Here is a 22,730-nt window from a genome sequence, read left to right on the forward strand (position 1 = left end):
GTGATTCGTCAAGGGGACGCGTGCCCTCGGGATTCCGCCGTCCGACGGACGTCGCGGCGCAGGGCTTCAAACTGTCGTAAGATGGCCCGGTCCACCATGTCGTCACGTTCAACCGAAGGGCTGGCGACCGGGGCCGGAGTGGGAGCACGGGTCGGACGCGACTGTTCGACAGGTGATCGAGCCACGGAGAGCGCGGCGATCTGTTCGTGTTCGAGTCGTTCCCAGGCTTCAGCGAGTAACCGTCGATCGTGGTCAAGGGCCTCGACCTGGGCCTCCCACTCCCGTTGATGACGTTCGATCTCTGCTTGCAAGGCGGCCCGTTCCTGCTCGGTTGCGTGGTCGAGTTCCGACGTGGCATCGGCCAGTTCTTCGAGGCGATCAAGCCAGTGATGAACATGGCTGCGAATGCGATCCATTGCCGCGGTGATCGATGCAGGATCGATCGAGATCCTCGGGCCATTTCGTTCAATGAACCGGTGAGATTGGACTTCGCTGGTCGAGGATTGCATCGGGGAGCCTCCGAGGGGGATGCGGAATCGGGCCGGTTTCAATGATGAGACCCGACTCGCCCGAGCAACCGAGCGATCCGGTTGGAGAGTTGACGTTCCTTCCGTTCTTCCTCTTCCTTGGCATGAACCTCGCTCAGATGTTCGCGGAGGGCTCGGACCCGTTCGCTCGGACTCAGGTCGGAGGCCGAGATGCGAGGGCCGCCCCGACTCGATCGAAGCTCGGCCAGTTCCGCCTGGTGGCGAAGTCGCTCGGTTTGCATCTCGTGCCGAGATATTTGCAATTCCTCTCGGGTTGAATCGAGTTGAGCCTGGAGCAGTGTCACCCGATCGTTGAGTCGCTCGGCTTCGTCTTCGAAGACGGAGAGGCGTCGGCATTCGTCGCGCAACTGATGGTTTTCCTGCTGCAGATCATTGAGGGCGGTGTCCCCCGGCGCGTTTTGCTCGGTCTCAAGGCGAAGGCGGACTCTAGCAAGTTCCGCCTCGAGCTGGTGCCGCTCTCGGTCCCAAGCCTGACGCTGGGCCTCAAGTTCCTCCTGGAAGAATCCGGCCGTCTGGCCATTCGAACCAGGCTCCGAGAGGAGATGGTCCGATTCGACGAGGCGATGTTCTAGCTCCTCGACCCAGTGATGCAGTTGGTCCCACTCGGCCGATCGAGCCGCCTGGGATTCCTCGACGGCCGTAAGATGTTCCCAGAGCAGGGCGATGGTTTCATCGCGCTCCTCGAGCAATTGGGTCATCTCTTCCAGCCGAAGACTCGTTTCCGCATCGATCGGTGGATTGGAAAGCTTGGGTTCCGGATTCGCAGAGGCATCAATCGCTGCGTGAAGTTCTGCTTCGAGCCGCTCGATCTCTTCCTGGAGCAGTGCGATTGTATCGAGATAGGCATCTCCAGGGGTCTGGTCCTGAGGATCGAAGGTGCTGGTCGGGTCCATGAGGAGGCCTCTCGAAGCGGGAAACGTCGATGATTCGGTGATCAAGCTCGGATTTTGGTTCGGGCCTGGGGGGTCAGGCGAGCACGGCACCTCCCGATGGGGAGAGCAGGTGGTCGAGAGTGGCCTTCAAATCCGACTCGGCGAGCGGCCGGTGAAGGATGCCGTCAAGGCCCATCGCATCGAGTCGATTCAGCTCCTCCTCATCAGAAAGGCCGACCAGACCGATGAACCGGGTTGTCTCGGAGGCTTGCTCGCGACAGGCGTTGAGGATCGGTTCCTGGTTGGGGCGATCAAGGGCGATGAACACCAGGTCAAACCGTTGACGACGCATCAAGAGCTGTGCTCCGACGCGATCTCGAACCATCTTGAGTTGACAGCCGCAGCCCTCAGGACCAAGCGCAGCCTGGATCATCCGGGCCGATTCGGGCTCGTCATCAATGAGCAGCACGGAGGCTCCGGGGATGGCCGCTCGACGCTCCAGGAGACCGACAAGCTCGAGCCCTCGGGCGATATCGGCCACTGCCTCAAGCGGCATGCCGGACTGTTCGGCCAGGGCCGAAGTGGTTTGGGCCCCATCGAACATCGACGCGAGCTTGAGTTCGAGGGGGGAAAGCCCGGATCGATCGAGGTTGCCTCCCCTGGGGGTCTGTCGGGCGAAGAGAATTGAGGCGAAGGCGTCGAGGTCGGTCGTGGGATCGCAGCGACGAACGCCCTCGACGGCCAGGGCAGGCAGGCTGAGCTGTAACGGAAACGCCTGGAACATCGGAGGCATGGTTGCGTCCGGTTCGAAGAGGAACCGTCCAGGATCGGCCGAGAGTGCCCAGTACGTCAGAATCGACGCCTGAGAGCGGAGCAAGGCGCGCAGTTTTCGTGGGTCGGTCAGGCTCTTTTCGAGCATTCGAACCAGGCCCGACATCGACGGATCGACCCGTTCTCCCAGGGTGGCGGTCAGCAAGGGAGCCAGTTCGGCCATCTCGGCCGGCAATGCGTCGAAGAGTCGGTCGGGGCTGATTGTCGGGGAGCATACGGCCTGGATGCGGCCGCTGCTCAGGTTAAATCGGATCCGGTCCTTGTCCAGTTCAAGGGTGAGTCTGCCCGAGCAGAGGGAGTTGTTCAGGAAGTCGATGACGGATCGCAAGGGGAAGGCGGCCGTCTTGCCTTCGAGCGAGGCATCATGCACGTCCCCGACCGTTTCCGGCATCGCGCAGCCGGTCTGTTGCGCCCGGACAACCATGGCGCCGACCTGAAGTGCGTTGGCCACGCCGGTCTTGAGCAGATCAGGGGTAAACGGCTTGGGGATCTGATCGACCACGTTGGGCAGATCAGTGTAAGACGCAAAGGCGCGATTGCGCATGGCAGAGCTGATGACGACCGGAATCTGAGCCGTGACCTCGTTTCGCAGCAAGGCTCGACAGACTTCGTCGCCGGTGGTTCCGGGAAGCTGATGGTCCAGGACGATCAAGTCAGGACGAATCGCAGCGGCCGCTTCGATGCCGGCCTCGGCGTTCGGCGCGGTTGCGACACGATAGCCGGCCTGCGAGAGGTGGCATTCGACCATTTTGAGAATGGTCGGGCTGTCGTCGATGACCAGAATTTGCGGGCTCTCCATGATGGCCCCTCAGGCAGTCAGGTTGGGCGATTCAGTGACGACGCCGGGCGAGACAGTGCCGAGCGTTCGATGATCGATCACAGGACCAACGGCAGTAGCCAACTCCTCAGGATCAACCGGCTTGGGAACAAAGGCGGCGGCTCCGAGCTCGAAGACCCTGCGACGGGTGGCCGGATCGGAGAGTGTGCTGGTCACAATGACCCGGCTCGTCTCCAGCACCCCGGTCCGTCGCAGTTCGGCCAGCAAGGCAAAGCCGTCCATCCGAGGCATTTCCAGATCGGTCATGACCAGGTCGAAACGGCGGGTTCGCAGCTTTCCGAGCGCCTCCTCTCCGTCGGACGCCTCCTCCAGGTCGAAGCCGAGGGCTCGAAGGTGGCGAGAGGCAATCCGACGAACACTGAGCGAGTCATCTACGACCAGGGCGACCGGCTGTTGGCCAACCGGTTCCGGATCGAAGACAATCGGCGCGTCGCCTTCGCGAGCCAGACGCAGCAGGCCCGCGACATCAAGCGCGGGGATGACCTCCCCCCCCGTCGAGAGTCCGGCTCCAGAGATCGCCGGGTTGCCGACCAGCAACGAGCCAAGCGGCTTGAGGACCAACTCTTGAGGACTGTCAATCCCATCGACCTGGAGCGCCACGGCTCCCATCTCAGAGGTCACCACAAGAACGATAGGACATGATTCTCGGGATGGTCCTGAGAACCCCATGACCGGCGCCAGGTCGATCAGGGGGAGCCATCGGTCGTCGATCCGGGCGCTCGGACCGTTCCCAAGACTCCCCGGCTCGACCGCCGAAGCCCGATGGACGGCGTTGATCGCGGAGGTTGGCACCGCGAACGCCTGACCTCGGACGCGGACGACCATCATATGTTCGAGCGCGATACGAGCTGGCAATCGGATGGCCAGCCGGGTTCCTCGGCCAGGGTGCGAGGTTAATTCAACCCTTCCGCGAAGGGCTTCGACTTCCCCGGCGACCACGTCCATACCGACTCCTCGTCCGGAGACGGCATTGGCCTGGCCTCGGGTCGAGAAACCGGAATGAAAGATTAAGGCGCTGAGGCGCTCGATGCTCGGTTGCTCGTGCGGGCCGATCAACCCGAGCCGTCGTCCTTTCTCGGCAATGGCTTCGTAATCAAGGCCTCGACCGTCGTCCTTGACTTCGAGGACCACGGTGTTTCCCTCGCGACGGGCTTCGAGCGTGATTCGGCCTTCCGGCGGTTTACCCGCCTTTCGACGATCGTCGGGAGCCTCGATTCCGTGGCCGACGGCATTGCGGACGATGTGCAAAAGTGGTTCGTAGGCTTTATCGAGCAAGACGCGATCGGCGCCGGTGTCTTCACCAATCAAGGTCACGTCAATCGTTCGCCCCTCGATGCGAGCAGCGTCTCGGGCGACGCGAATCAGTCGTTGAAACACGCCTCGAACGGGCACGATCCGGATCGATTGCAATCCGTCCCAAAGACGTAAACTGAGGCGAGAAAGGTCTTCGGCTTCACTGGCCATGGGAACTGCGGCCTCGCGGGCCGTGGCAGCCAGGACGGCCAGATCCTCGGCTTGCTCGATCATCCTCCGAACCTGGGCGGCCAGTTCATCGTCAAGGGGGTCGCGACTCGAGGTGCATCGGATCGTGTCGATCGGCAACGCTTCCTCCAGTCGATCGACGCTTCCCCGGAGTCGCTGACTGCATTGCCGACCCGAGAGGGCGAGCTGCTTCATCCGGTCGGCCTGTTCTGACCAGACGCGACGTCGGGTGAGCAGCTCGGAGCAGAGATCCATCAGCTCCTCGAATCGCGCCACGGGCATGCGGATCAGGCCATCTCCGTCGGTCAACGCCTCGTTCGAGGTGATCGGCTCTGAGGAGGTGTTCTGATTGCCTGGTGTGTCAGAGGTTTCCTGGTCGATCGCTCCGATCGGCTCCGGTTGCGAGGTGCTGCTGGAGCCTCGCAATGCGTCGAGGGTTCCCTCGATCCAGGAGAGAGATTCCTCCATACGGCCGATCAGCGGCCCCTCGGCCGAGCCGCTGCCTGCCTCGATCGCATCCTCCAGCTCATGAATGCGCTGGGCGAGTGAGGTGAGTCCGACACTTCCCGAGGCCCCTTTCAGGGTGTGGTAACACCGGCCGAGTTCGTGGAGTGTTTGTGCGTTGTCACCGGGTCCGAGTCGAAGAACAAGGTCTTGAATCCTGGCGAGCAGGTCCGCCAGGTCCGCGATGAGGATGGCCTGGAGTTCGGGATCAAGCTCCAGCCCTGCGACCTCAGCCTCTGGGTGAGGAGATGAGTCTGGGGCGGCCGGTCTGGGCTGATCGTGGATGCGAGGCTCAGGAGCCTGGATCGTTGGGGGTTCGGTGGGGATGGTGGGGGAGGCCATCTCGGTGGTTTGGTTCGGTTCCGGTTCGGGAATGGGTTCCGGTTCCGGAGACGTCTCGTCGATCATTCCCGTGAGCGATCGGATCAACGCTGCGGCATCAATGCCTCCGTGATCAGCGAATGTCAGAGACTCAGGTTCCGGGAGTGATTCCGGTTCGGGGTCGAACGCGGACCCACTGGCCACCACCGAGGGATCGATGATGGCAAGATATGCTCCCCAGTGAGTGTCCGATTCCTGAACGATCCAGGCCATGGCCTCGCTCGGATTTCCGAGGGTCAAGCTCTCGGTCAGTCGATCAACGGCCTCCAGGAAGAACGTTCGCAAGGTCTTGATCCCTTCGGAGTCCTCGGGGTCGAGACAATCGCCGACCTCTGCAATTAGAACGAGCCTGCCAAGGGCTTCGGCGAGATCGGGTTCTTCGGAGAGGGCTTCGTTCGCAAGAAGCGGTTCGAGCGCGCTTCGAACGGCGGCGGGCCAGCCTTCGTGAGGTGCCTCCGCCGCTGCGAGCTGGGCACGGAAGTGATTGAGCCGATCGGCCACGTCGGCGTGTTCCGGCCGGTTCGGTCCGGGCATCATGAGGTCGCCTCGATCGAAAGCGGTCGCAGCGACGATCCCGGCCGTCGATTCGAGAGCCGGCGGGCCTGTCCATTGGCCGCCCCTTCGCCTGGATGCCAGGGTTCTACCAGGCTCTGCAAGGTCTGCAATCGGAGTGATAGGCTCTGGGCTTCCTGGCGCAGCTGCTTGGTCTCGCCCAGAATGAGCTTCGAGACATCCGACACTCGCAGCATTCCCGAAACCAGATCACGAGCAGCAAGCACCTGATCGTTGGCCGAGTGGGAGATGCCGTCAACCAGTCGGGCCGAGTCTTCGGCCATCCGACTGATCCGCTCCAGAGCCGAACCGGCTTCTTTGACGCTCCGGGCTTCCTGTTCCATTTCGGCCTGTTCCTCGGCCAGGCAACGAATACTTTCATGCGTATCGGCCTGAATCGCCTCGACGAGCGTGCCGATCTCGCGGGTCGCGCCTGCCGTCCGTTCGGCCAGCTTGCGAATTTCCTCGGCGACCACGGCAAAGCCCCGGCCGTGCTCGCCGGCCCGAACAGACTCGATCGTTGCATTGAGGGCGAGCATGTCCGTGCGGTTCGAGACCTCGCCAATCAACTCGACGATGGTGCCGATCTCGACCGATCGCTCTCCCAACCGCCTAGCCTTCCTCGCGTTCGACTCGACCTGAGACCGAAGACGGTCCATGCCTGCGATGACCCCCTGGATCTGCTCCAGGCCCAGACTGGCTTGCTGGCGTGTCCGGTCGGTCGCGTCGGCCGCTTCCTCGGCGTTCTGCGAGATCCGGTCGATGCGGTCAGACAGGGCCTCGACGCTCTGCGTGGTACGGGGGACGGCATTGGTCTGCTCGATGGCCCCTTCGGCCATCCGACCGGCCGCTTCGTTGAGTCCGGAAAGTGCCGACAGGATTTCCGAGACCGAAGCACGAAGATCCTCGAACCGGTCGGGCTTTGCCTCCAGGCCGAATCGGGAAGTGAGGCGGAGGTCGCCGTCGGGTTTTCCGACGGGATGGGCGATTCCGTCGAGGATTGCGGCCCCGGCCATTCCGACCAGCGCACCGAGAAGGACGCCGATCACCAGACCGGCGTTTCCCGCGACCACTGCACTGATTCCCAGTCCCAGGCTGACCGAAGTCAGACCGACCAGCCCACCGATGCCGAGGATTCTTCCCAACCGTGCCGTGACCATGATGCGAACTCGCCCGGTCTGAGACCGCTCTTGATAATCGACTTACCCCGCAGGAGACGCCTGCGGGGAGTTCAGGTGATGCTGGTCAAGGACCAGGCCGTACCAGCGTTCGATCTCGGACTTCACTCCGCGCCAGGATCGCTCGAGATCCAGAATCGCATAGGTCACTCCCCCCGACTCGATCTCACCGGCGGTCATAAACCCTCCCGGGAGTTCTGCGCGATCGGCTGATTGAAGGGGCTCTGTGACCTCGACCTGCACGCCTTCGCGATCGATCGTCAATCCCCAGAGGCCCTGATGAGTTCTGAGGATTAAAAAAGCTCGTCTTGTCTCGTTTTCTCCGCCAGTCTGGTTCCTCTGCTGAGCACCGAGGCCAAGGATGGGCACGATCTTCCCCCGGTAGGTCCAGAGCCCGAGGACCTGTCGAGGACAAAGGGGTAGCTGGACCAATCGACCGGACGCGACCACCTCGACCACCGTCTCCAGGTCCACGCCCAGTGGCCTGGAGGCGATGGAGAACAGACAAAGGGCCCGAGAGGAGGAGGGATCGGGTCCGGGATTCATGTCCAGGTCTCCCGTTCAGGAGCGGTTCGGGTCGGGGGAACTGCCGTCATCGGATCGAGGGCGATGCGGGTCTCGATCGCGGGTTCGTCGCAACCGTCCTTCGAGACGATGCGCCAGCGCATCGAGCCGTCGTTCGACCGTCTCGGAATCGTCTGCATTTGGTGAGTCGGGTGTGACGGTGTTCGAGGTTTCAGGGCGATCTGTTGCACTGGAAGCTGGGCTCTGCGTCCTTGGCGGAAACGGGGGTGAAGGATCAACACCGTCTCGAACGGGCGAGGCTCTCCAGGACGAGGGCTCCCGAGGCCCCACGACGCGATCCGGGGAATCTCCCTCGGGCAGAGGCTGGGAATGGCCGCCCAGGAGGCGGCCAAGTTCTTCGCCGATCGCGGTGTCCAGGGCGGTGCGCATGGCGGAGATCGCCAGCTTCAAGGGGCGATCCTCAGCGGTCTCGTCCGGCACGAGTCGTCTCCCGTCCTTCGTGGATGTTCCGTTTGCCCTCGTTGGCGGGCGGAGCAACACCCAAGCCTAGGTCGCGATTGCATCGTTGGCGCGAGAGTCAGGAGGATCGGCAGGTTGAGGCCCGTCCTGAAATCCATTGACATTTGTCCTGATGTGTCTGATTCGGCTTGAGGATCAGAGGGAGAATCGGCAATAATAAGAAGATCGCGTTGCGCGAGACGGTCCCTAAAGACCGGGAGGGTGGCTGTGGCAATCCCTCAAGGAGCTCGAACCTTCTCATGACGTCGGAGCAGGTGGGAACCCTGGCGTTGCTCAAGCTCGGGAACGCCGACGCCGATCTCGTCTATGCGCTCGATGCTGATGAAGTCTTCCTTGGCCGCGACCCTTCCTCGGACATTGTGCTTCGGAGCCGGATGGTTTCGCGGCGACATGCCCGAATCGTCCGGCAAGGACGTGAGTACCGCATCGAGGATCTTGCCAGCACGGGGGGGACCTGGCTGAACGGCAACCGGATCGAGCGGCCGGCTCGCCTTCGCGATGGGGATCGCATTCGGGTGGGAGATTGCCTGATCGGGTTTTCGGCCGCCCCTGCCGACCACCCGGCTGACTGGGATGCGAGCGAGGCCACGATCCTCGGCGAACGCGATGCTTCGGGCACGGCCGAGCGCGATCTGATTGACGTCCGGGCCGAGGAAAAGCTCTCGGCAATCCTTGACATTGGCCGAGCCCTGACCGGGACGCTCGATCTTCAGGACGTGCTCGACCGCACCCTGGAAACCCTGTTCCGCATCTTTCCCCAGGCACAACGCGGGTTTGTGTTGATGCGCGTTGACGACGAGCCGGAGCCGAGACCCCGGGCGATGCTCGTTCGGGGCGATGCTCCTCCGGAATTTTCCTTCAGCCGAACCGTCTTCGACCATGTCGTTGGACACGGCAAAGCGGTACTCTGCACCGATGTGCTTGAGGACGCTCGGTTCTCAGGAAGTGCCAGCATTGACGACGCACAAGTCCGCACAATGATCTGCGTAGCCTTGCGCGATCATCGCAACAGGCCTGTGGGGCTCTTGCAACTCGACACGAGTGGCGCGGGCGAACGGTTCCAGCGAGAAGACCTGGATTTGCTGGCCGCTGTGGCCGGTCCGGTGGGTGTGGCGATTGACAATGCTCGCCTTCTGAGAGAAGCGGGCCGCCGACAGCGGCGTCTGGAGTTTCTCGCCGAGGTGGGAGCGGTACTTTCGTCGTCGCTGAAACACGAAACGATGCTCAACGGGCTCGCCCGGCTCATGGTTCCGTATCTTGCTGATCTCTGCCTGATCGATTTAATGGCGGAGGACGGTACGGTTCACCGCATCGCATCGAGGCACGCCGAGCCGAGCCGTCAGTCGCTCGCGGATCAGCTGCTTCAGGGGGGAGCCAGGCGCGAAGGCGACCGCTCCTGGTGGGTCCCGTTGGTGAACGAGGCCCGGCCCGGAGCCAAGGAGATCGACGAGTCAACGCTCCATGCGCTCTTTCCCAACCCTCAGCAGCGAGCGATTGCCGATCGTTTGAAAGTCCGTTCGCACCTGGGGATTCCACTGGCCGTTCACGGTCGGATGCTGGGAGTTCTTTCGTTGATCGGCCTCGGAGCCCCTCGACGATACGATTCGGCCGATCGGGCGTTGGCCGAAGAAGTCGCTGTCCGGGCCGCACTGGCGATCGACCATGCCCGGATTTTTGAGGTCGCACGCGTGGCCCGCGAAGAGGCCGAATCGGCGAACCAGGCCAAGGATCGTTTTCTTGCGGTCCTGAGCCACGAGCTAAGAACACCACTGACCCCGGTGCTGGTGACGGTCTCCTCGCTGCTCGAGAGCGAACTGGATCCGAGGCTTCGATCGTTGCTCCTGATGGTCCGTCGGAATATCGAGCTGGAAGCCCGATTGATTGACGACCTGCTGGACCTGACCCGGATTTCCCGAGGAGAACTTCGCATCGAGCGGCGACCGATCGATGCGCACGAGGTCGTTCGTCAGTCGATCGAGATCTGTAAAGAGGCCATCGCGGCCGCTCAGTTGACCCTGAGCGTCGACCTGGAGGCCGAGTCTCATCAGATTGAAGGTGATTCCGACCGGGTCCAGCAAGTTATCTGGAACCTCTTGCAAAACGCCGTCCGGTTCACCCCGTCGAATGGAACAATCACGATCCGATCTTCCAATGCTCCGGTTCCGAATGGGAAGGACGGCACCTCTTCGCTGGTGATCGAGATTCGGGACAGCGGGATCGGGATCGAACCCGATCGGCTCGAGCGGATTTTCGAACCCTTTCAGCAAGGTAAGAATCCTCCACAGCGGCGCTCACCGGGGCTCGGGTTGGGCCTCGCGATCAGTCGATCGCTGGCCGAGGTGCATGGTGGCACCTTGATGGTTTCCAGCAACGGTCCTGGTCATGGATCGACATTCACGGTCGTGTTGCCCACGCTCGGCACTCCAGCAATCCTCGAACCGTTGTTGACCCCCGTCCCAACCTCCAATCCGTCCGCCCCGCTCCATATCCTTCTCGTGGAAGACAATCGAGACACGCTCAGCTCACTGGCCCGAGCGCTCCGAGCCAAGGGCCACCGCGTGCTGACCGCTTCGGACTGTACCGGGGCTCGGCTTGCGATTCAGAAACATCAGCCAGACCTCTTACTCAGCGACATCGAACTGCCCGATGGTTCCGGCCTTGAACTGATGCGCGAGCTTGTTCGATCAACGCGCATTCCCGGCATTGCCATGAGCGGTTACGGCAGTGAAGAGGATATTCGGAGAAGCGTTTCGGCGGGATTCGCCGAACATTTGATTAAACCGATCACGGTGTCCAGAGTCGAGCATGCGATCCGTCGCTCGCTCCTGGCACGTGATGCCGCATCCGGGCCCGGGCCAGACCCTTCTCCAATGGGTTCGCCGTCCTCGGCTCCGTGAGGGATGAAGGGATTGCTGAGACTTGTCTTGCCATCTGACGAGCTCGCGACGGCTTGACTTCAGCAGCCTGGACAGGGAAAGAGCTCGGCTCCTCTCGTCTGTTTGAACGCGGAAGATATTGAAATGAACGCAATTTCGGGGTCCGTGCTGGGTTTGCTTGCGATGGTTTTGCCCTTGATACCGATGGATTTTCCCGATGAGGCGCGGCCGAGGGCCCGAGACATGGGCCTTCGTCCTGGTGTCTTCCCGACCGGTCCTCACAATGCCATCACCGACGTCTCAGGCGTTCTTGTGGGTCAGGTGACACTCGTTGAGGGAGACGACGTTCGCACAGGAGTGACTGCTGTCTTGCCGCATGGAGGGAATCTGTTCGCAGAGAAAGTACCCGGTGCCGTCTTTGTCGGTAACGCATTCGGTAAGCTGGCAGGATCGACTCAGGTCGAAGAGCTGGGCACGATCGAAACCCCGATCGTTCTGACCAATACGCTCTCAGTGGGTACAGCCGTCGAGGCGGTGGTGCGTGACACGATCCGACACCCGGACAACGTCTCGGTCCGATCAGTGAATGCGCTGGTCGGCGAAACCAACGACGGCGGATTGAACGACATCCGAACCAGCCACATCACCATCGACCATGTGCAGCGCGCCCTTCGGGAGGCAACCGATGGACCTGTGCAAGAGGGGAGCGTCGGGGCCGGAACCGGTTGCGAGTGCTTCGGCTGGAAAGGGGGGATCGGCACCTCGTCTCGCGTGTTGCCCGATCCGTTCGGGGGCTGGCGGCTTGGTGTACTCGTTCAGGCGAATTACGGCGGCGTCCTGTCGATCGGCGGGGTGCCGGTGGGCCAGCGGCTTGGTCGTCACCCGTTCCAGGAACCCGAAGCAGAGCAGGGGGGGCGATCCGGCTCCTCGGCAGATGGCTCTTGCATGATCATTGTGGCGACCGATGCGCCGCTCGACGCCCGCGATCTGAAACGGCTGGCTGCTCGGGCCGTGTTCGGTCTGGCCCGAACCGGGTCGTCGTTTAGTCACGGCAGCGGCGACTATGCCATTGCCTTCTCAACCGCTCCTGCACTCCGTGTGAGACCCGGCGATCGGGAGGTGCAGGTTCGTGAGGTGCTCCCCTCCGAGGGACTCTCTCCGCTTTTTCAAGCCGTGCTTGAAGCGACTGAGGAGGCCGTTTACAACGCCTTGCTCCAGGCGACCACCACGACCGGCCGGAATGGTCGAACGGTCGAGGCGATTCCGATTGAACCGCTTCGGGCTCTTTTGCGCGAACACCACGTGCTTGACGAACAGCCCTGATTCGAGGCGGTCGTCCGGGGTCATTGTGACGAGGACGACCCATCGACTGGGACGAGGAGGGTTCTCCCAGGGTGATCCTCCTCTTGACGAATCCGTGGAGGGTGCGTCAGCCTTGGGCGTTCATGCCATCCGATAACGGTCGAGTCGCAGGCGGAGTCAACCTGTGGAGAAGCTGATTCAGGTTGGGCTCTTGTCTCTGGGAGGTGCCTGCGGGGTCAACATGCGGTTCTGGTTCGGTCTCTGGATCTCGAGATGGTCTGGGCATCAGTTCCCCTGGGCTACGTTGCTTATCAACCTGACCGGGTCGTTTGCTATCGGCTTTCTCACGGTTATTCTCGCTCGTTGGCTGCCTCATCCAAATCATAGGATTATGCTCATAACAGGATTTATCGGAGGCTACACGACCTATTCCTCCTTCGCTTTGGAGTCGCTGATGCTCTGGGAACGAGGAGAACGACTGCAAGGGGTCCTGTACGTTGGCTCCACGGTGCTTGCCGGTTTTCTTGCCGTGATTCTGGGAGTGGCCCTGGCTCGCGGGTTGACCGTCTCGGCTCCGGAACGGGCCGCGCGAAGCGATCCACTTCCACCGAACAACGCTGTAGGAACGGACCAAGCCCCTGTTGAGATCGAAGACGATGCGAGGAAGACGTCGTGATGCTCCCGGTCGATGCCACTTTGCTACGGCTCTACATTCACAACGACGATCGCGCCCTCGGTCGACCACTCTACGAGGCGATTGTTGAGAAGGCCCGATCGATGGGGCTGGCCGGGGCCTCGGTCTTTCCCGCCGAGGTGGGCTTCGGCTCGGATCGCATCGTGCGCGACTCGTTGAGCGAGTACACCTTCCTGGGTGCTCCGGTCGTGGTCGAGGTGGTGGATGTGTCGGATCGCATCGAGTTCTTTCTCGTGGAACTGGCAAAGATTACCCGCCCTTGCGTTGCCATGTTGAAGACCCTGAATTCGGTTCGGGTCATTCGAGACGTTTCTGCGTCGCAGCAATCAGGAGCCCTCTGATGCCCCTCGAAGGCGATGCGCAACGCGTGAGCGTTTACGTTGGAAGCTCAGACACCTGGCACGGCGCCAACCTGGCGGTCGCCATCGTCGAACGCTGCCGGGCCCTGGGAATGGCCGGGGCGACGGTCACGCGGGGGGTCATGGGCTATGGCCGGAATTCCCGAATCCACCGCGCCCACGTGCTCGGTTTCTCCCAAGATCTTCCCGAGCGGGTCGAAATCATCGACCATCCCGATCGGATCGCCACCCTGTTGCCGATTCTCGATGAAATGGTTTCCGGAGGACTGGTGATCGTCGAAGACCTGCGTGTTGTTCGAGATCACCCCCTCTGAACGAACCGGACTGAGCCAGGGATGGCGGCGATCGCCTTGCTGTGGCAAGATCGGTCAGAGATGGCTCCGCCTCGTCTCTTGCTACATCGGTTTGCCGCACGATCGGCATGCTTCGGGGAGTGACGGTTCAATGTCGCGCAAGGTCGCTGTGTTTTGGCCAGGGGATTATCGGGCCAAGCCGAACGAATGGGCAACACCGCAATTCGAGGAAGCCCGCAATCGGCTCGAAGCCGCCCTGCGCAAGCTCGGTCGCGAGCCTTATTGTGTTGAGGGACCGATCACACGCCCTCACGAGGCGATCGAACGGCTTGGGCCGATCGACGATCCGATGATCGGCCTGTTCGTTCACTGGGCCTATGCGCCTCATACGGTCGATGGGGTGGTGGGTAAAGGGAACCCGCTCCTGCTGGCCTCGAACTTCTCGGGCACCTGGCCGGGCCTGGTGGCGTTGCTCAACACGGCGGCCTCGCTGGAAAGTGTCGGCCGACATGCCTCACGGATCTGGTCCGACGCCGACGACTGGACCGCCGATTCTGTCTTTATGGATCGCCTGGCGCAGTGGTGCGAGACCGGCCGGATTGACCACGACACCTCTGAGATCCACGACCAATGCTCTGTCTCCGAGCAGGCAAGCTCGACCTCCCGGACCGTCCTTGAACAGATCCGACGCCGACGGATCCTCGCCCTCATGCTCGGCGACACATCGATGGGGATGATCAACGGCTATTTTGGTCCGCGTGTTCTCGCGCCGCTGGGGTTTAGCGAGCACAAGGTGGACCAGGCATGGCTCATCGACCGCGTGAGCCTGATTGATGACCACCGTGTGGACGACGCCTTCCGATTCGTCCGCGATCGCGGTGTCACGTTCCACTGGGGGGAACCCGACGCGCTCGACTTCACTGAGGACTCGACCCGCGAGCAGCTTCGCGGTTACCTCGCGGTGCTTGATCTCGCTGCCGAGTTCCGGGCCGACTGCATCGGCTGGCAGTATCAGCTTGGGCTCCTGAATCTGCTTCCTCCCAGCGACTTTGCCGAAGGATTGCTCAACTCTCACGCCCGTCCCGAGGGGAACGGTCATCCCTTGATCACGGCCACCGAGGCCGATCAAGGGAGCCTCGTCCCCATGGAGTTGATGAAGCGTCTGTTGGAAGCCAAGGGACTGCCCGGCGCGGTCATGTTCCACGACGTGCGATGGGGGGCCAAGCATGAGGGGCGGTTCCTCTGGGTCCTACTCAATTCCGGTAGTTGCTCGGCCTTTGCGTTCAATCACAACGTGAATTCCCTCGCCGGTGTGCATAGCTACCGCCAGCCGAGCGGTTATTTCCCGGTTCCCGGGGGGACGTTCGCAGGGGTGAGCCAGCCGGGGAAGATCACCTGGTCGCGGGCCTGGCTCGACCGCTTTGGCCAGCCGGTCCTCGACGTCGGTCGGGGAGAATCGGTGACCTTACCCAACGACGTCCGAGAGTCGTGGTGGCAGGGAACAACCCGTCAGTGGCCCTTCATGGCCGCCGACCTGGGGTGCTCGATGGAAACCATCATGGCGCACTACATGAGCAACCATGTCGCCGTCGCCTATGGCGACATTTTCGGTGAGCTGATTGCGCTGGGCCACGCGCTCGGTTTCCGGGTTCGCGTTCTGTCGAGCGGGTTGCCGACCTGAGATCCTGCGGCTTTCCGGAACACCGGTCCGCCTCTCAACCGCCCGAGGATTCGTGACCCCTGGTGGTTGAGAGGCAACCATGCTCCTGTGGGATCCGAGCAAGACCTGCGGGCGATTCGGACCTTCCAGACACCCCGAGCCCGCCTTGATTTCTCCTTCAAGATCGATCCCAATGACGTTTCGCGTCGAATGAGAACAACGGGGAATCACCACCTCGGGTTTCCATCTCCGCGCTACGAGCGGTAAGCTGGAGAATCTCGGAGAGCAGATCGGACCATACTTCGTCAGGTCATCAGGAGGGTCCCGCGTCGATGAGCGACGCCACCGCCACCCGCTGCGATCTCTGCGCGAGCCGGCTATCCACGAGCCGGCCGGGAGCGTTGACCCCGTCCGTCTGTCCCCAGTGTGGTTCCGTTATTGCATCGACAGCGACCGTAGCATGTGCCGAGCGTCTCCGAGGCGAGCATGGGTTCGTTTCGTCAACGGCACGATTCGAAGCCCCACGCCTTACCGGTAGGACACCTGATAGCCTTCGGGACCCGGCTGCCCCAATCCGAAATCAGCCGATACGTTCCCATCAACCGGATTCGTTCGACCCCGTCTCGCTCCGGCGATCCGCGCGGTTGCGAGGTCTTCGAGAAGCGGGCCTGCTTCTCTCGCTGGTCGCGGTCATGGCCGTGACGGCGTATTACAGCTGGCTTGGGACGGTTGATACCAGCCGCGTTGTTGTGGCAATGATGCAGGAGAGTGTCCCGTCCTCAGAGGAGCGTACGAGATCGCAGGTCGGAATCGCGGGAACGCAGGCTCGCAAACCTCATCTGGGTTTAGGGCGAACACCATCGATCGATCCTGGGGTCTGGTCTGACGCTCCTGAAACCGCTTCAGTCGACGAGTCTTCGGTGTTGCCAGATGAGCAGGTCGAGGCATCCTCGACCCACAAGGCACCGATGCGTCCGCCCTCGGTTCAGGCGCCAGACGATGGGCCGCGGTTTCCGATCCGATCGCCTCTGCCCGAGGCCCCTCTGGAACCGGCACAGATCGAGGACTTGCCGATTCTGAGGCTGCCGAGCGATCTTTCTGGCTATTCCCCGGCCTTGACTTCGTCCCCTTCCACCCCGGCACCCTTACCCAGGAGCCCTTCTCCTCCGGCCGAGCCTGTCCGGATGCTGGTCGGCGATGCATCCGGGAGAGTCCTGGTCAGTCGCCTTTATGCCCGAGGTCCCGGTGGCCCCGTCGTGCAACTTCCTGACGGCTCGCTTGGCTGGCCCGAAGGCGAAGTGCTTACCGATCGCCCCTTTCAGCCCTGGACCGCGCGACAGGTCATCAATGCCTTTCGCAATGACCGCAATCGGCATTTCCGGGTCATCGAACGCTCGCCGTTTGTCGTCCTGACCGAAGGAACTCAGGCGTTTGCCGAGCAGGCCGCCGACCTCCTGCAGGCGCTCTACCACGACCTCTCGGCCTGTTTCGAAGACGGTGGGATTCCCGTCACCGAGCCCGAGTTTCCGCTCGTGGCCGTCATCTACAAAGACGAGGCCGCCTTCCGCCGCTACCGCCCCGTCGATCCCGATGTGCGAGCGTATTATGAGGTGGCCTCGAACCGGATTATCCTCTACGAATCGTCCGCGCAAGACCTTCGCGCTCCGGAGCTGGCTGCCCTGAGCCGCCCCCAGACGATTGCTCACGAAGGGATTCACCAGATCCTGCAGAACATCGGCGTTCAGCCGCGCCTGGCGGATTGGCCATCATGGTTCATCGAGGGCCTGGCCGAGTATTACTCGCCGACAGCCCTTCCTGATCCCTCCGCGGATTCCCAAGCTGGCTGGGGAGCGTATGGTCGGGGCAACTTCGGTAGGGTCAACCCGTTGCACATGGCAACCCTCATCGACCTGCAGGATCCCTCCACCCTGCTTTCCCACCTTCGAGGTCCCGGACCCGGCAAGGTTTCCCCCGCCTGGACTCGTCTCGGCCCTGACGAGCCCTGGATCACGCACCTGATGCTTCGCGAGGAGCTCTCACCGACCGACTATGCGCTGGCCTGGGGCCTGACCCACTACCTCGCCCGCTACCACCCCGACGCCCTCCGATCGTACCTGCTTACCCTCGGACAGCGCTTGCCTCTACAACCCCATAGCCCCGAACAAGAGTTCAAGGAGTTCATGACCGCCTTCGGCGTGCCTCCCTCGACCCTCGCTCGCCGTATTGATCGCCACCTTGCGTCGCTTCGGTACGATCGCGTTCCCTATTACGCGGTCCGATTCGAACAGATGATGCCTTCTGGCCTCACTCGTCGCGGGACCCTTGTCAGTCCCTCCCCGACCATCATCACTCAATGGCTTCAGGCCCAGACACTTCCCGACGGCGCCCCTCTGCTCTGGTGGGCCGCCCCCTTCGCCTCACGCAACCTCGCTCGCCTCTCCTGCGAGTCCTGGCTCCTGCATGCCTTCCCTTGACGCGCTCAATCCCCCTTGTCAATCGGCCGCCCTTTCGTCACAATTAATCAAGCCTTTTGGGGACGTAGCTCAACTGGGAGAGCGCCTGCCTTGCACGCAGGAGGTTGCCGGTTCGACCCCGGTCGTCTCCACTGTCAGTCATTTGGATTCTTGGATTGAATCCGATACGCCTTCTGTTTTGAGAGCCAAGGAACGGCCCTGAAGGCGGGTGGAAGCTGATTTGATCGATCGCCAAGCATCCCGTCGGTTCAGATCAGGCTTTGCAGGACGATGTAAGCTGCGACGGCAAGGATTGCCCCAGCAAACACTTTCTGAAGCAGAGGGCCGGAAAGGTGACGGCCAAGTCGGGTGCCGAGCACCATGCCGATCAATCCTCCCACGATAAATTGAGCGGTGATGCCAAGGGGTAACGGCCGACCGGCCATTAGCAGGGAGAAAACTCCTGATGCCCCGATCAGGGCAATGACCAGAAGCGAGGTGGCTACGGCACGGTGCACCCCCATGCCGCTAAACAGAACCAGTGCCGGGACGATAACGAACCCGCCGCCAACCCCAAACAGGCCGGACAGGACCCCCGTCATCAGGCCGACCGCGGCAAGGAGCAAGGCACATTGGGTGCTCATCGTGAGACGACCCGAAGGATCGCGGCGACAAGTGGGACCGGGTTCGTCAGTCGGGATCGGTTCGATGGGGGCCCGGACCGCGAGCGAATCGGCTGGTTTGGAACTTGCCTTGTACCACATGCGGGTCGCGACCAGAATCATCAACCCAGAAAACAAGAGCAGTAAGAGCGGACCCGGCAATTGCCCATTGATCCAGGAACCGATTGGCGCGCCCGCCATCCCTGCCACCGCGAAGATCAAGCCGGTGTGGACCTCGACCTCACCCGAGCGAAGTCGTTGCACGAAGCCGAACAGGGCGGTGGCTCCTACTGCCGCGAGCGAAATGCCGACCGCCTCATTCGGGCGAATTCCCAGGCCGTAGACCAGGAGCGGCACGGCGAAGATCGAACCTCCGCCACCTGTCAGCCCCAGAGAGAAGCCGACAATCGCACCGAAGATGAGGCTCAGCACAACCTGGCTCGGGTCGCTCACATCAGGGACCAATCCCGGTGCAACGGATGCCAACGCCGCAGCCGCGACGATCGAACGCACGACGATCACAGGACGATCTCCTTGCGAACACGGGAACAAGACCGTCACGACCGGTGAGACATCGGGCATTCCGATTGAATCCCCCCGGGCTGCCCGATCCCGTATCGACACTCAGACCCTCCCCTTGAGCATCCCGTGCCAGTAAAGCGAGGGTAGACCTGCCTTCTTGAGGAAGAACATGCTGAATCGTTCTTGCGACTGGTCAAACGGAAATGTCTCGGCAGGATTCTTGTCGTAATCGAACTCGGCCATGATCAAACTGTTGTATCCTGTTACGACCGGGCAGGAGGTATAGCCGTCGTAGGAGGCGCTTGGAACCTGGTCGTTCATGCAGCGGAACAGGTTTTCGACAAGCACAGGGGCCTGCTTGCGAATGGCAGCTCCTGTCTTGGAGGTCGGTAAGCTCGACGCATCACCAATGCCAAAAACGTTGGAATAGCGAAGATGGCGAAGTGAAAACTTGTCAACATTCACCCAACCTTCGGCATCGGCCAGGGGGCTCTGGGCGATGAAGTCGGGGGGACCCATCGGTGGGGTGACGTGGATCATGTCGTAGTGCAAGACGACCTCGTCTTCCGAATCGACCTTTCGGAAAACGGCTTCTTTGCGATCGGCTCGGATCTCGATCAGGTTGTGCTTGAACAGTGTCTCGATGCCCTTGCGGGCGACGACTTTTTCCAGTGACGAGGCGTACGGTTCGACGGCGAATATCCGCGGAGTCCCGGTCGCAAAGATCAGCCGAGACTGCTTGCGAACCCCTGAGCGTTCGAAGGCTTCCTCTGCCAGATACATAATTTTCTGCGGACCTCCTCCACACTTCACTGGCCCGGTGGGCTGTGTGAAGATGGCGGTGCCGCCCCGGAATTCCTGGATGCTTCGCCAGGTGCTTGGTACGGTCTTGATGTCGTAATTACTGCAAACGGCATCATGTCCAACAGCGTCACGAAGTCCTTTCACCTTGTCCCAGTTGATCTGGATTCCCGCGGCGACGATCAGCCAGTCGTACGTGATGACGTCTCCATTCTTGGTGGTGACCTGGCTGGTGTCAGGGTCAAACGTGGAGACGGCGTCCTTGATCCAGGTTGTTCCTGGTGGAATCAGGTCGGCTTCCTCACGTTCCGAGTCTTCGGGTTTGTAGATTCCGCCGCCGACCAGGGTCCAGAGGGGCTGATAGTAGTGTTTCGTCGAAGGCTCGACGATCGCCACATCCAGCGACGGAACTTGCTGACGCAACCGGGCGGCGACGGTGATGCCAGCTGTCCCACCACCGACGATGAGAATCTGATGATGTCGTTCCACGATCCGATCTCCCATCATGGATACGTATTGCGGGGCGAGGCAGGATTTAGTGGTTGGACGGGGTGGCGACGTTCTGGCCGAAGCAGCGAGCAACCTTCACCAAGAAGCCCATCGACCGCCGTACGTCGGGATCACTGAGTGTTCGAAGCAGACCGATCGGACCGATCTGATCAGGAGTCTCGGTCGAGCATGTGTACTCATGGCAGGTTGCGAGCGCACGCCCTGTCTTCCCAACGACCGCCAGGGCGTGCGGTTCGAGTACATCAGACCGGAGCAAGATCCCCAATCGTTCCAGCTCGGCTTCACTCACACGTTGACCAAGCCAGAGCAGGGCATGTATCCCCTGCCGCACGCTTTTCTCAACATCGATTCCCTGAGCGGCAAGCATCGCGGCGTACTCGTCGAACGTATCAACGACCACCGCGAGCAGCCCAGGAAGCTTGTCGAGTGCCGCCATTGCTCCTTCGAGCTGACTGGCTCGGTCAAGGAGTCGGTCAAGGGCCTGCGAGGTGTCGTCATCGGTCAGCCGCTTGGCCATTTGCAGCAGGCGAGCGAGTCGTTCATCCGGCCCAGCACCAGTTGCAATCAGCGTTCGGCACGATTCGTCGAAGGCATCGACCGCCGTGGCCACGAGCGGGGGAGCCTCATCGGCGAGCCGCTCCAGGCGGGAGACGACCCGGTCGATATGCTCAACCCGCTCCAGTAGGCGGGTCATCACATCGACCACCGCCTCGCTGTTGGCTTCATGCAGCCCTCGTCCCCCAGATAGTTCATGTGGGTTCATGGTACAGACTCGTTCGTGTAATGGGTCGAGGATGAACGGTGCCGTGAAGCCTGGAGGAAATTAGTTATTGACCGGTTCAGTCTGCGCGTTCGAGGCGGCCCATGCCTTGTAGCCGCCGACGAGGTCGGTCACTCGATCGCGGCCATGCTTACGGAGCAGGCTGGCGGCGATCGACGAGCGGTAGCCCCCCTGACAGTGGACCACAACGTCACGATCGGTCGGGACTTCGTCGATCCGTTCGACCAGATGGCCGAGCGGAATGTGCATCGATCCTTCGATCCGTCCGGCGTCTCGTTCTTTCTCGGATCGTACATCGAGCACGACCGGGGCAGCAGGCGTCCCGAGCTGTTCGGCCAGAGCCGGAGCGGTGATGCGAGGGGTCGATCGGATCAGGTCGTCCCGGCCGTCAAGGGCACCCATACCCCCCTTGAGGTAGCCGGCGGCGTTGTCGAAGCCGATCCGGCCGAGCCGCATGATGGCCTCCTCCTCGTCCCCGGTTTCGGCAATGACCACGATCGGTCGATCATGGCTCAGGACGGTGCCGCTCCAGGTCGCATATTGCCCCTTCAATCCGACATTGATGGCCCCGGCCAGGTGAGCCCCTTCGAAGTCGGCAGCTTCTCGGACATCGAGCACCTGGGCCCCTTCGTTCCGGATGCGGAGGAATTCGTCGAGGTCGAGTGGCCGGAGTGCCTGTTTCATTGTTTCGTCGAGACTGGACCGCTCCTTGCGGTTCAGGATCGCGTCGTGGACGAAGTAGTCGGGGGCATCAGGCTGATCGACTTCAACGAGCTTGATGAATTGCTCCTTGCTCATCGGTTGCAACGCATAATTGTATTTTTTTTGCTCGCCGATGGTCGAGACCCGCTCGGTACTGAGCTGCTTGCCGCAGAGCGATCCCGCGCCATGGGCCGGATAGACGAGTGTTTCGTCGGGCAGCTTGACAAGCTTGTTCGTGATCGAGTCGTAAAGCATCTCGGCCAACTCATCTGCCGTCACGCCGATGGAGGCAAGCAGATCGGGGCGTCCCACGTCGCCGATAAAGAGCGTATCACCGGTCAGGACAGCGTGCGGTTGTGCGTCGCTTTTGGTCAGGTCGTAGACGAGGATCGAGATCCCTTCAGGCGTGTGACCAGGGGTCTCCATAATCTCCAGGCGAACGTCACCAAATTCAACCACGTCACCATGCTTGACGGGGGTGAATTCGTATTCGGCCTCAGCGCGAGCGCCAAGGTAGATGTGAGCCCCCGTACGGTTTCGGAGCTCAATGTGCCCGGCGAGGAAGTCGGCGTGGAAGTGGGTCAGGAACACATAGCGAATGGTCCATCCGTTCGCTTCGGCATCGCGAACGTATTGATCGATGTCGCGCTGAGGGTCGACCACCGCGGCGATTCCCGTTCGCTCGTCCACAATCATGTACGAGGCATGAGCCAGGCAGCCCAGGTAATATTGCTCGATTTTCATGGTCGGACGCTCCCTGTTGACGCCCACTCCCTGAGGGGCGTCCCGATTGTTCGGGCAACAAGATCCGCAGTCTCACACGACGAAAATCGAGCAGAGCAAGGTATGGGCCAATATGCCGCCTTCTGTCTGCGACTCCAACGT

At 61.8% G+C, this 22,730-nt stretch carries 18 protein-coding genes and 1 tRNA gene; 8 read left to right on the forward strand and 11 right to left on the reverse strand.

Annotated features, from left to right (window positions below):
- Positions 1–8: 8 nt before the first annotated feature.
- From HG800_RS14675 to HG800_RS14705, 7 genes are all read right to left on the reverse strand, one after another.
- Positions 9–416: a hypothetical protein gene (locus HG800_RS14675; RefSeq protein ID WP_169977378.1), complete on the reverse strand. Its 408-nt coding sequence runs from the start codon at positions 414–416 to the stop codon at positions 9–11.
- A gap of 131 nt (positions 417–547) precedes the next feature.
- The gene (locus HG800_RS14680) at positions 548–1,441 is read right to left on the reverse strand and encodes a hypothetical protein (protein WP_169977379.1); all 894 of its coding nucleotides are present in this window, start codon (positions 1,439–1,441) and stop codon (positions 548–550) included.
- A gap of 73 nt (positions 1,442–1,514) precedes the next feature.
- Positions 1,515–3,050, reverse strand: a complete 1,536-nt coding sequence (locus HG800_RS14685; protein WP_169977380.1) for a response regulator — start codon at positions 3,048–3,050, stop codon at positions 1,515–1,517.
- A gap of 9 nt (positions 3,051–3,059) precedes the next feature.
- On the reverse strand, positions 3,060–5,993 hold the full coding sequence (locus HG800_RS14690) for a hybrid sensor histidine kinase/response regulator (protein ID WP_169977381.1): 2,934 nt from the start codon (positions 5,991–5,993) through the stop codon (positions 3,060–3,062).
- Positions 5,990–7,168, reverse strand: a complete 1,179-nt coding sequence (locus HG800_RS14695) for a methyl-accepting chemotaxis protein (protein WP_169977382.1) — start codon at positions 7,166–7,168, stop codon at positions 5,990–5,992. Before HG800_RS14695 ends, HG800_RS14690 begins: the two co-directional genes overlap by 4 nt.
- 42 nt (positions 7,169–7,210) lie before the next feature.
- On the reverse strand, positions 7,211–7,732 hold the full coding sequence (locus tag HG800_RS14700; RefSeq protein ID WP_169977383.1) for a chemotaxis protein CheW: 522 nt from the start codon (positions 7,730–7,732) through the stop codon (positions 7,211–7,213).
- A 15-nt stretch (positions 7,733–7,747) separates the two neighbouring features.
- Positions 7,748–8,191 (reverse strand): hypothetical protein, encoded by a 444-nt coding sequence (locus tag HG800_RS14705; protein ID WP_169977384.1) that lies wholly within the window; start codon positions 8,189–8,191, stop codon positions 7,748–7,750.
- A gap of 278 nt (positions 8,192–8,469) precedes the next feature.
- Between HG800_RS14705 and HG800_RS14710 the strand changes: the two genes are divergently transcribed.
- From HG800_RS14710 to HG800_RS14745, 8 genes are all read left to right on the forward strand, one after another.
- Positions 8,470–11,127, forward strand: coding sequence for an ATP-binding protein (locus HG800_RS14710; RefSeq protein ID WP_169977385.1), 2,658 nt, complete (start codon positions 8,470–8,472; stop codon positions 11,125–11,127).
- 123 nt (positions 11,128–11,250) lie between these two features.
- On the forward strand, positions 11,251–12,429 hold the full coding sequence (locus HG800_RS14715; protein WP_206352273.1) for a P1 family peptidase: 1,179 nt from the start codon (positions 11,251–11,253) through the stop codon (positions 12,427–12,429).
- Between the two features lie 163 nt (positions 12,430–12,592).
- A complete protein-coding gene (gene crcB / locus HG800_RS14720; RefSeq protein WP_169977386.1) occupies positions 12,593–13,084 on the forward strand; it encodes a fluoride efflux transporter CrcB in 492 nt (163 codons plus the stop codon).
- Positions 13,084–13,443, forward strand: a complete 360-nt coding sequence (locus HG800_RS27460) for a DUF190 domain-containing protein (RefSeq protein WP_169977387.1) — start codon at positions 13,084–13,086, stop codon at positions 13,441–13,443. The genes crcB and HG800_RS27460 overlap by 1 nt, the downstream gene beginning before the upstream one ends.
- Complete coding sequence (locus HG800_RS27465) at positions 13,443–13,775, forward strand: DUF190 domain-containing protein (RefSeq protein WP_169977388.1); 333 nt, start codon at positions 13,443–13,445, stop codon at positions 13,773–13,775. Before HG800_RS27460 ends, HG800_RS27465 begins: the two co-directional genes overlap by 1 nt.
- 130 nt (positions 13,776–13,905) lie before the next feature.
- Entirely contained in the window at positions 13,906–15,435 is a 1,530-nt protein-coding gene (locus tag HG800_RS14735; RefSeq protein WP_169977389.1) for a fucose isomerase, read from the forward strand.
- Positions 15,436–16,058: 623 nt separating this feature from the next.
- Complete coding sequence (locus tag HG800_RS14740) at positions 16,059–17,888, forward strand: DUF1570 domain-containing protein (RefSeq protein WP_169977390.1); 1,830 nt, start codon at positions 16,059–16,061, stop codon at positions 17,886–17,888.
- Positions 17,889–17,946: 58 nt separating this feature from the next.
- A tRNA-Ala gene (locus HG800_RS14745) sits at positions 17,947–18,019 on the forward strand.
- A gap of 117 nt (positions 18,020–18,136) precedes the next feature.
- On the opposite strand, the gene HG800_RS14750 is transcribed toward HG800_RS14745, so the two are convergent.
- Genes HG800_RS14750 through HG800_RS14765 form a run of 4 tightly spaced genes read right to left on the reverse strand, consistent with a single transcriptional unit; the run spans position 18,137 to position 22,589 of the window.
- Positions 18,137–19,111, reverse strand: a complete 975-nt coding sequence (locus HG800_RS14750; protein WP_169977391.1) for a sulfite exporter TauE/SafE family protein — start codon at positions 19,109–19,111, stop codon at positions 18,137–18,139.
- Between the two features lie 42 nt (positions 19,112–19,153).
- Positions 19,154–20,356 (reverse strand): NAD(P)/FAD-dependent oxidoreductase, encoded by a 1,203-nt coding sequence (locus tag HG800_RS14755; protein ID WP_206352284.1) that lies wholly within the window; start codon positions 20,354–20,356, stop codon positions 19,154–19,156.
- A gap of 31 nt (positions 20,357–20,387) precedes the next feature.
- Positions 20,388–21,125: a DUF1641 domain-containing protein gene (locus HG800_RS14760; protein WP_169977393.1), complete on the reverse strand. Its 738-nt coding sequence runs from the start codon at positions 21,123–21,125 to the stop codon at positions 20,388–20,390.
- A gap of 60 nt (positions 21,126–21,185) precedes the next feature.
- Positions 21,186–22,589: an MBL fold metallo-hydrolase gene (locus tag HG800_RS14765; protein ID WP_169977394.1), complete on the reverse strand. Its 1,404-nt coding sequence runs from the start codon at positions 22,587–22,589 to the stop codon at positions 21,186–21,188.
- Positions 22,590–22,730: the final 141 nt, after the last annotated feature.

The sequence above is a fragment of the Tautonia rosea genome (assembly GCF_012958305.1).
Lineage (GTDB): Bacteria > Planctomycetota > Planctomycetia > Isosphaerales > Isosphaeraceae > Tautonia > Tautonia rosea.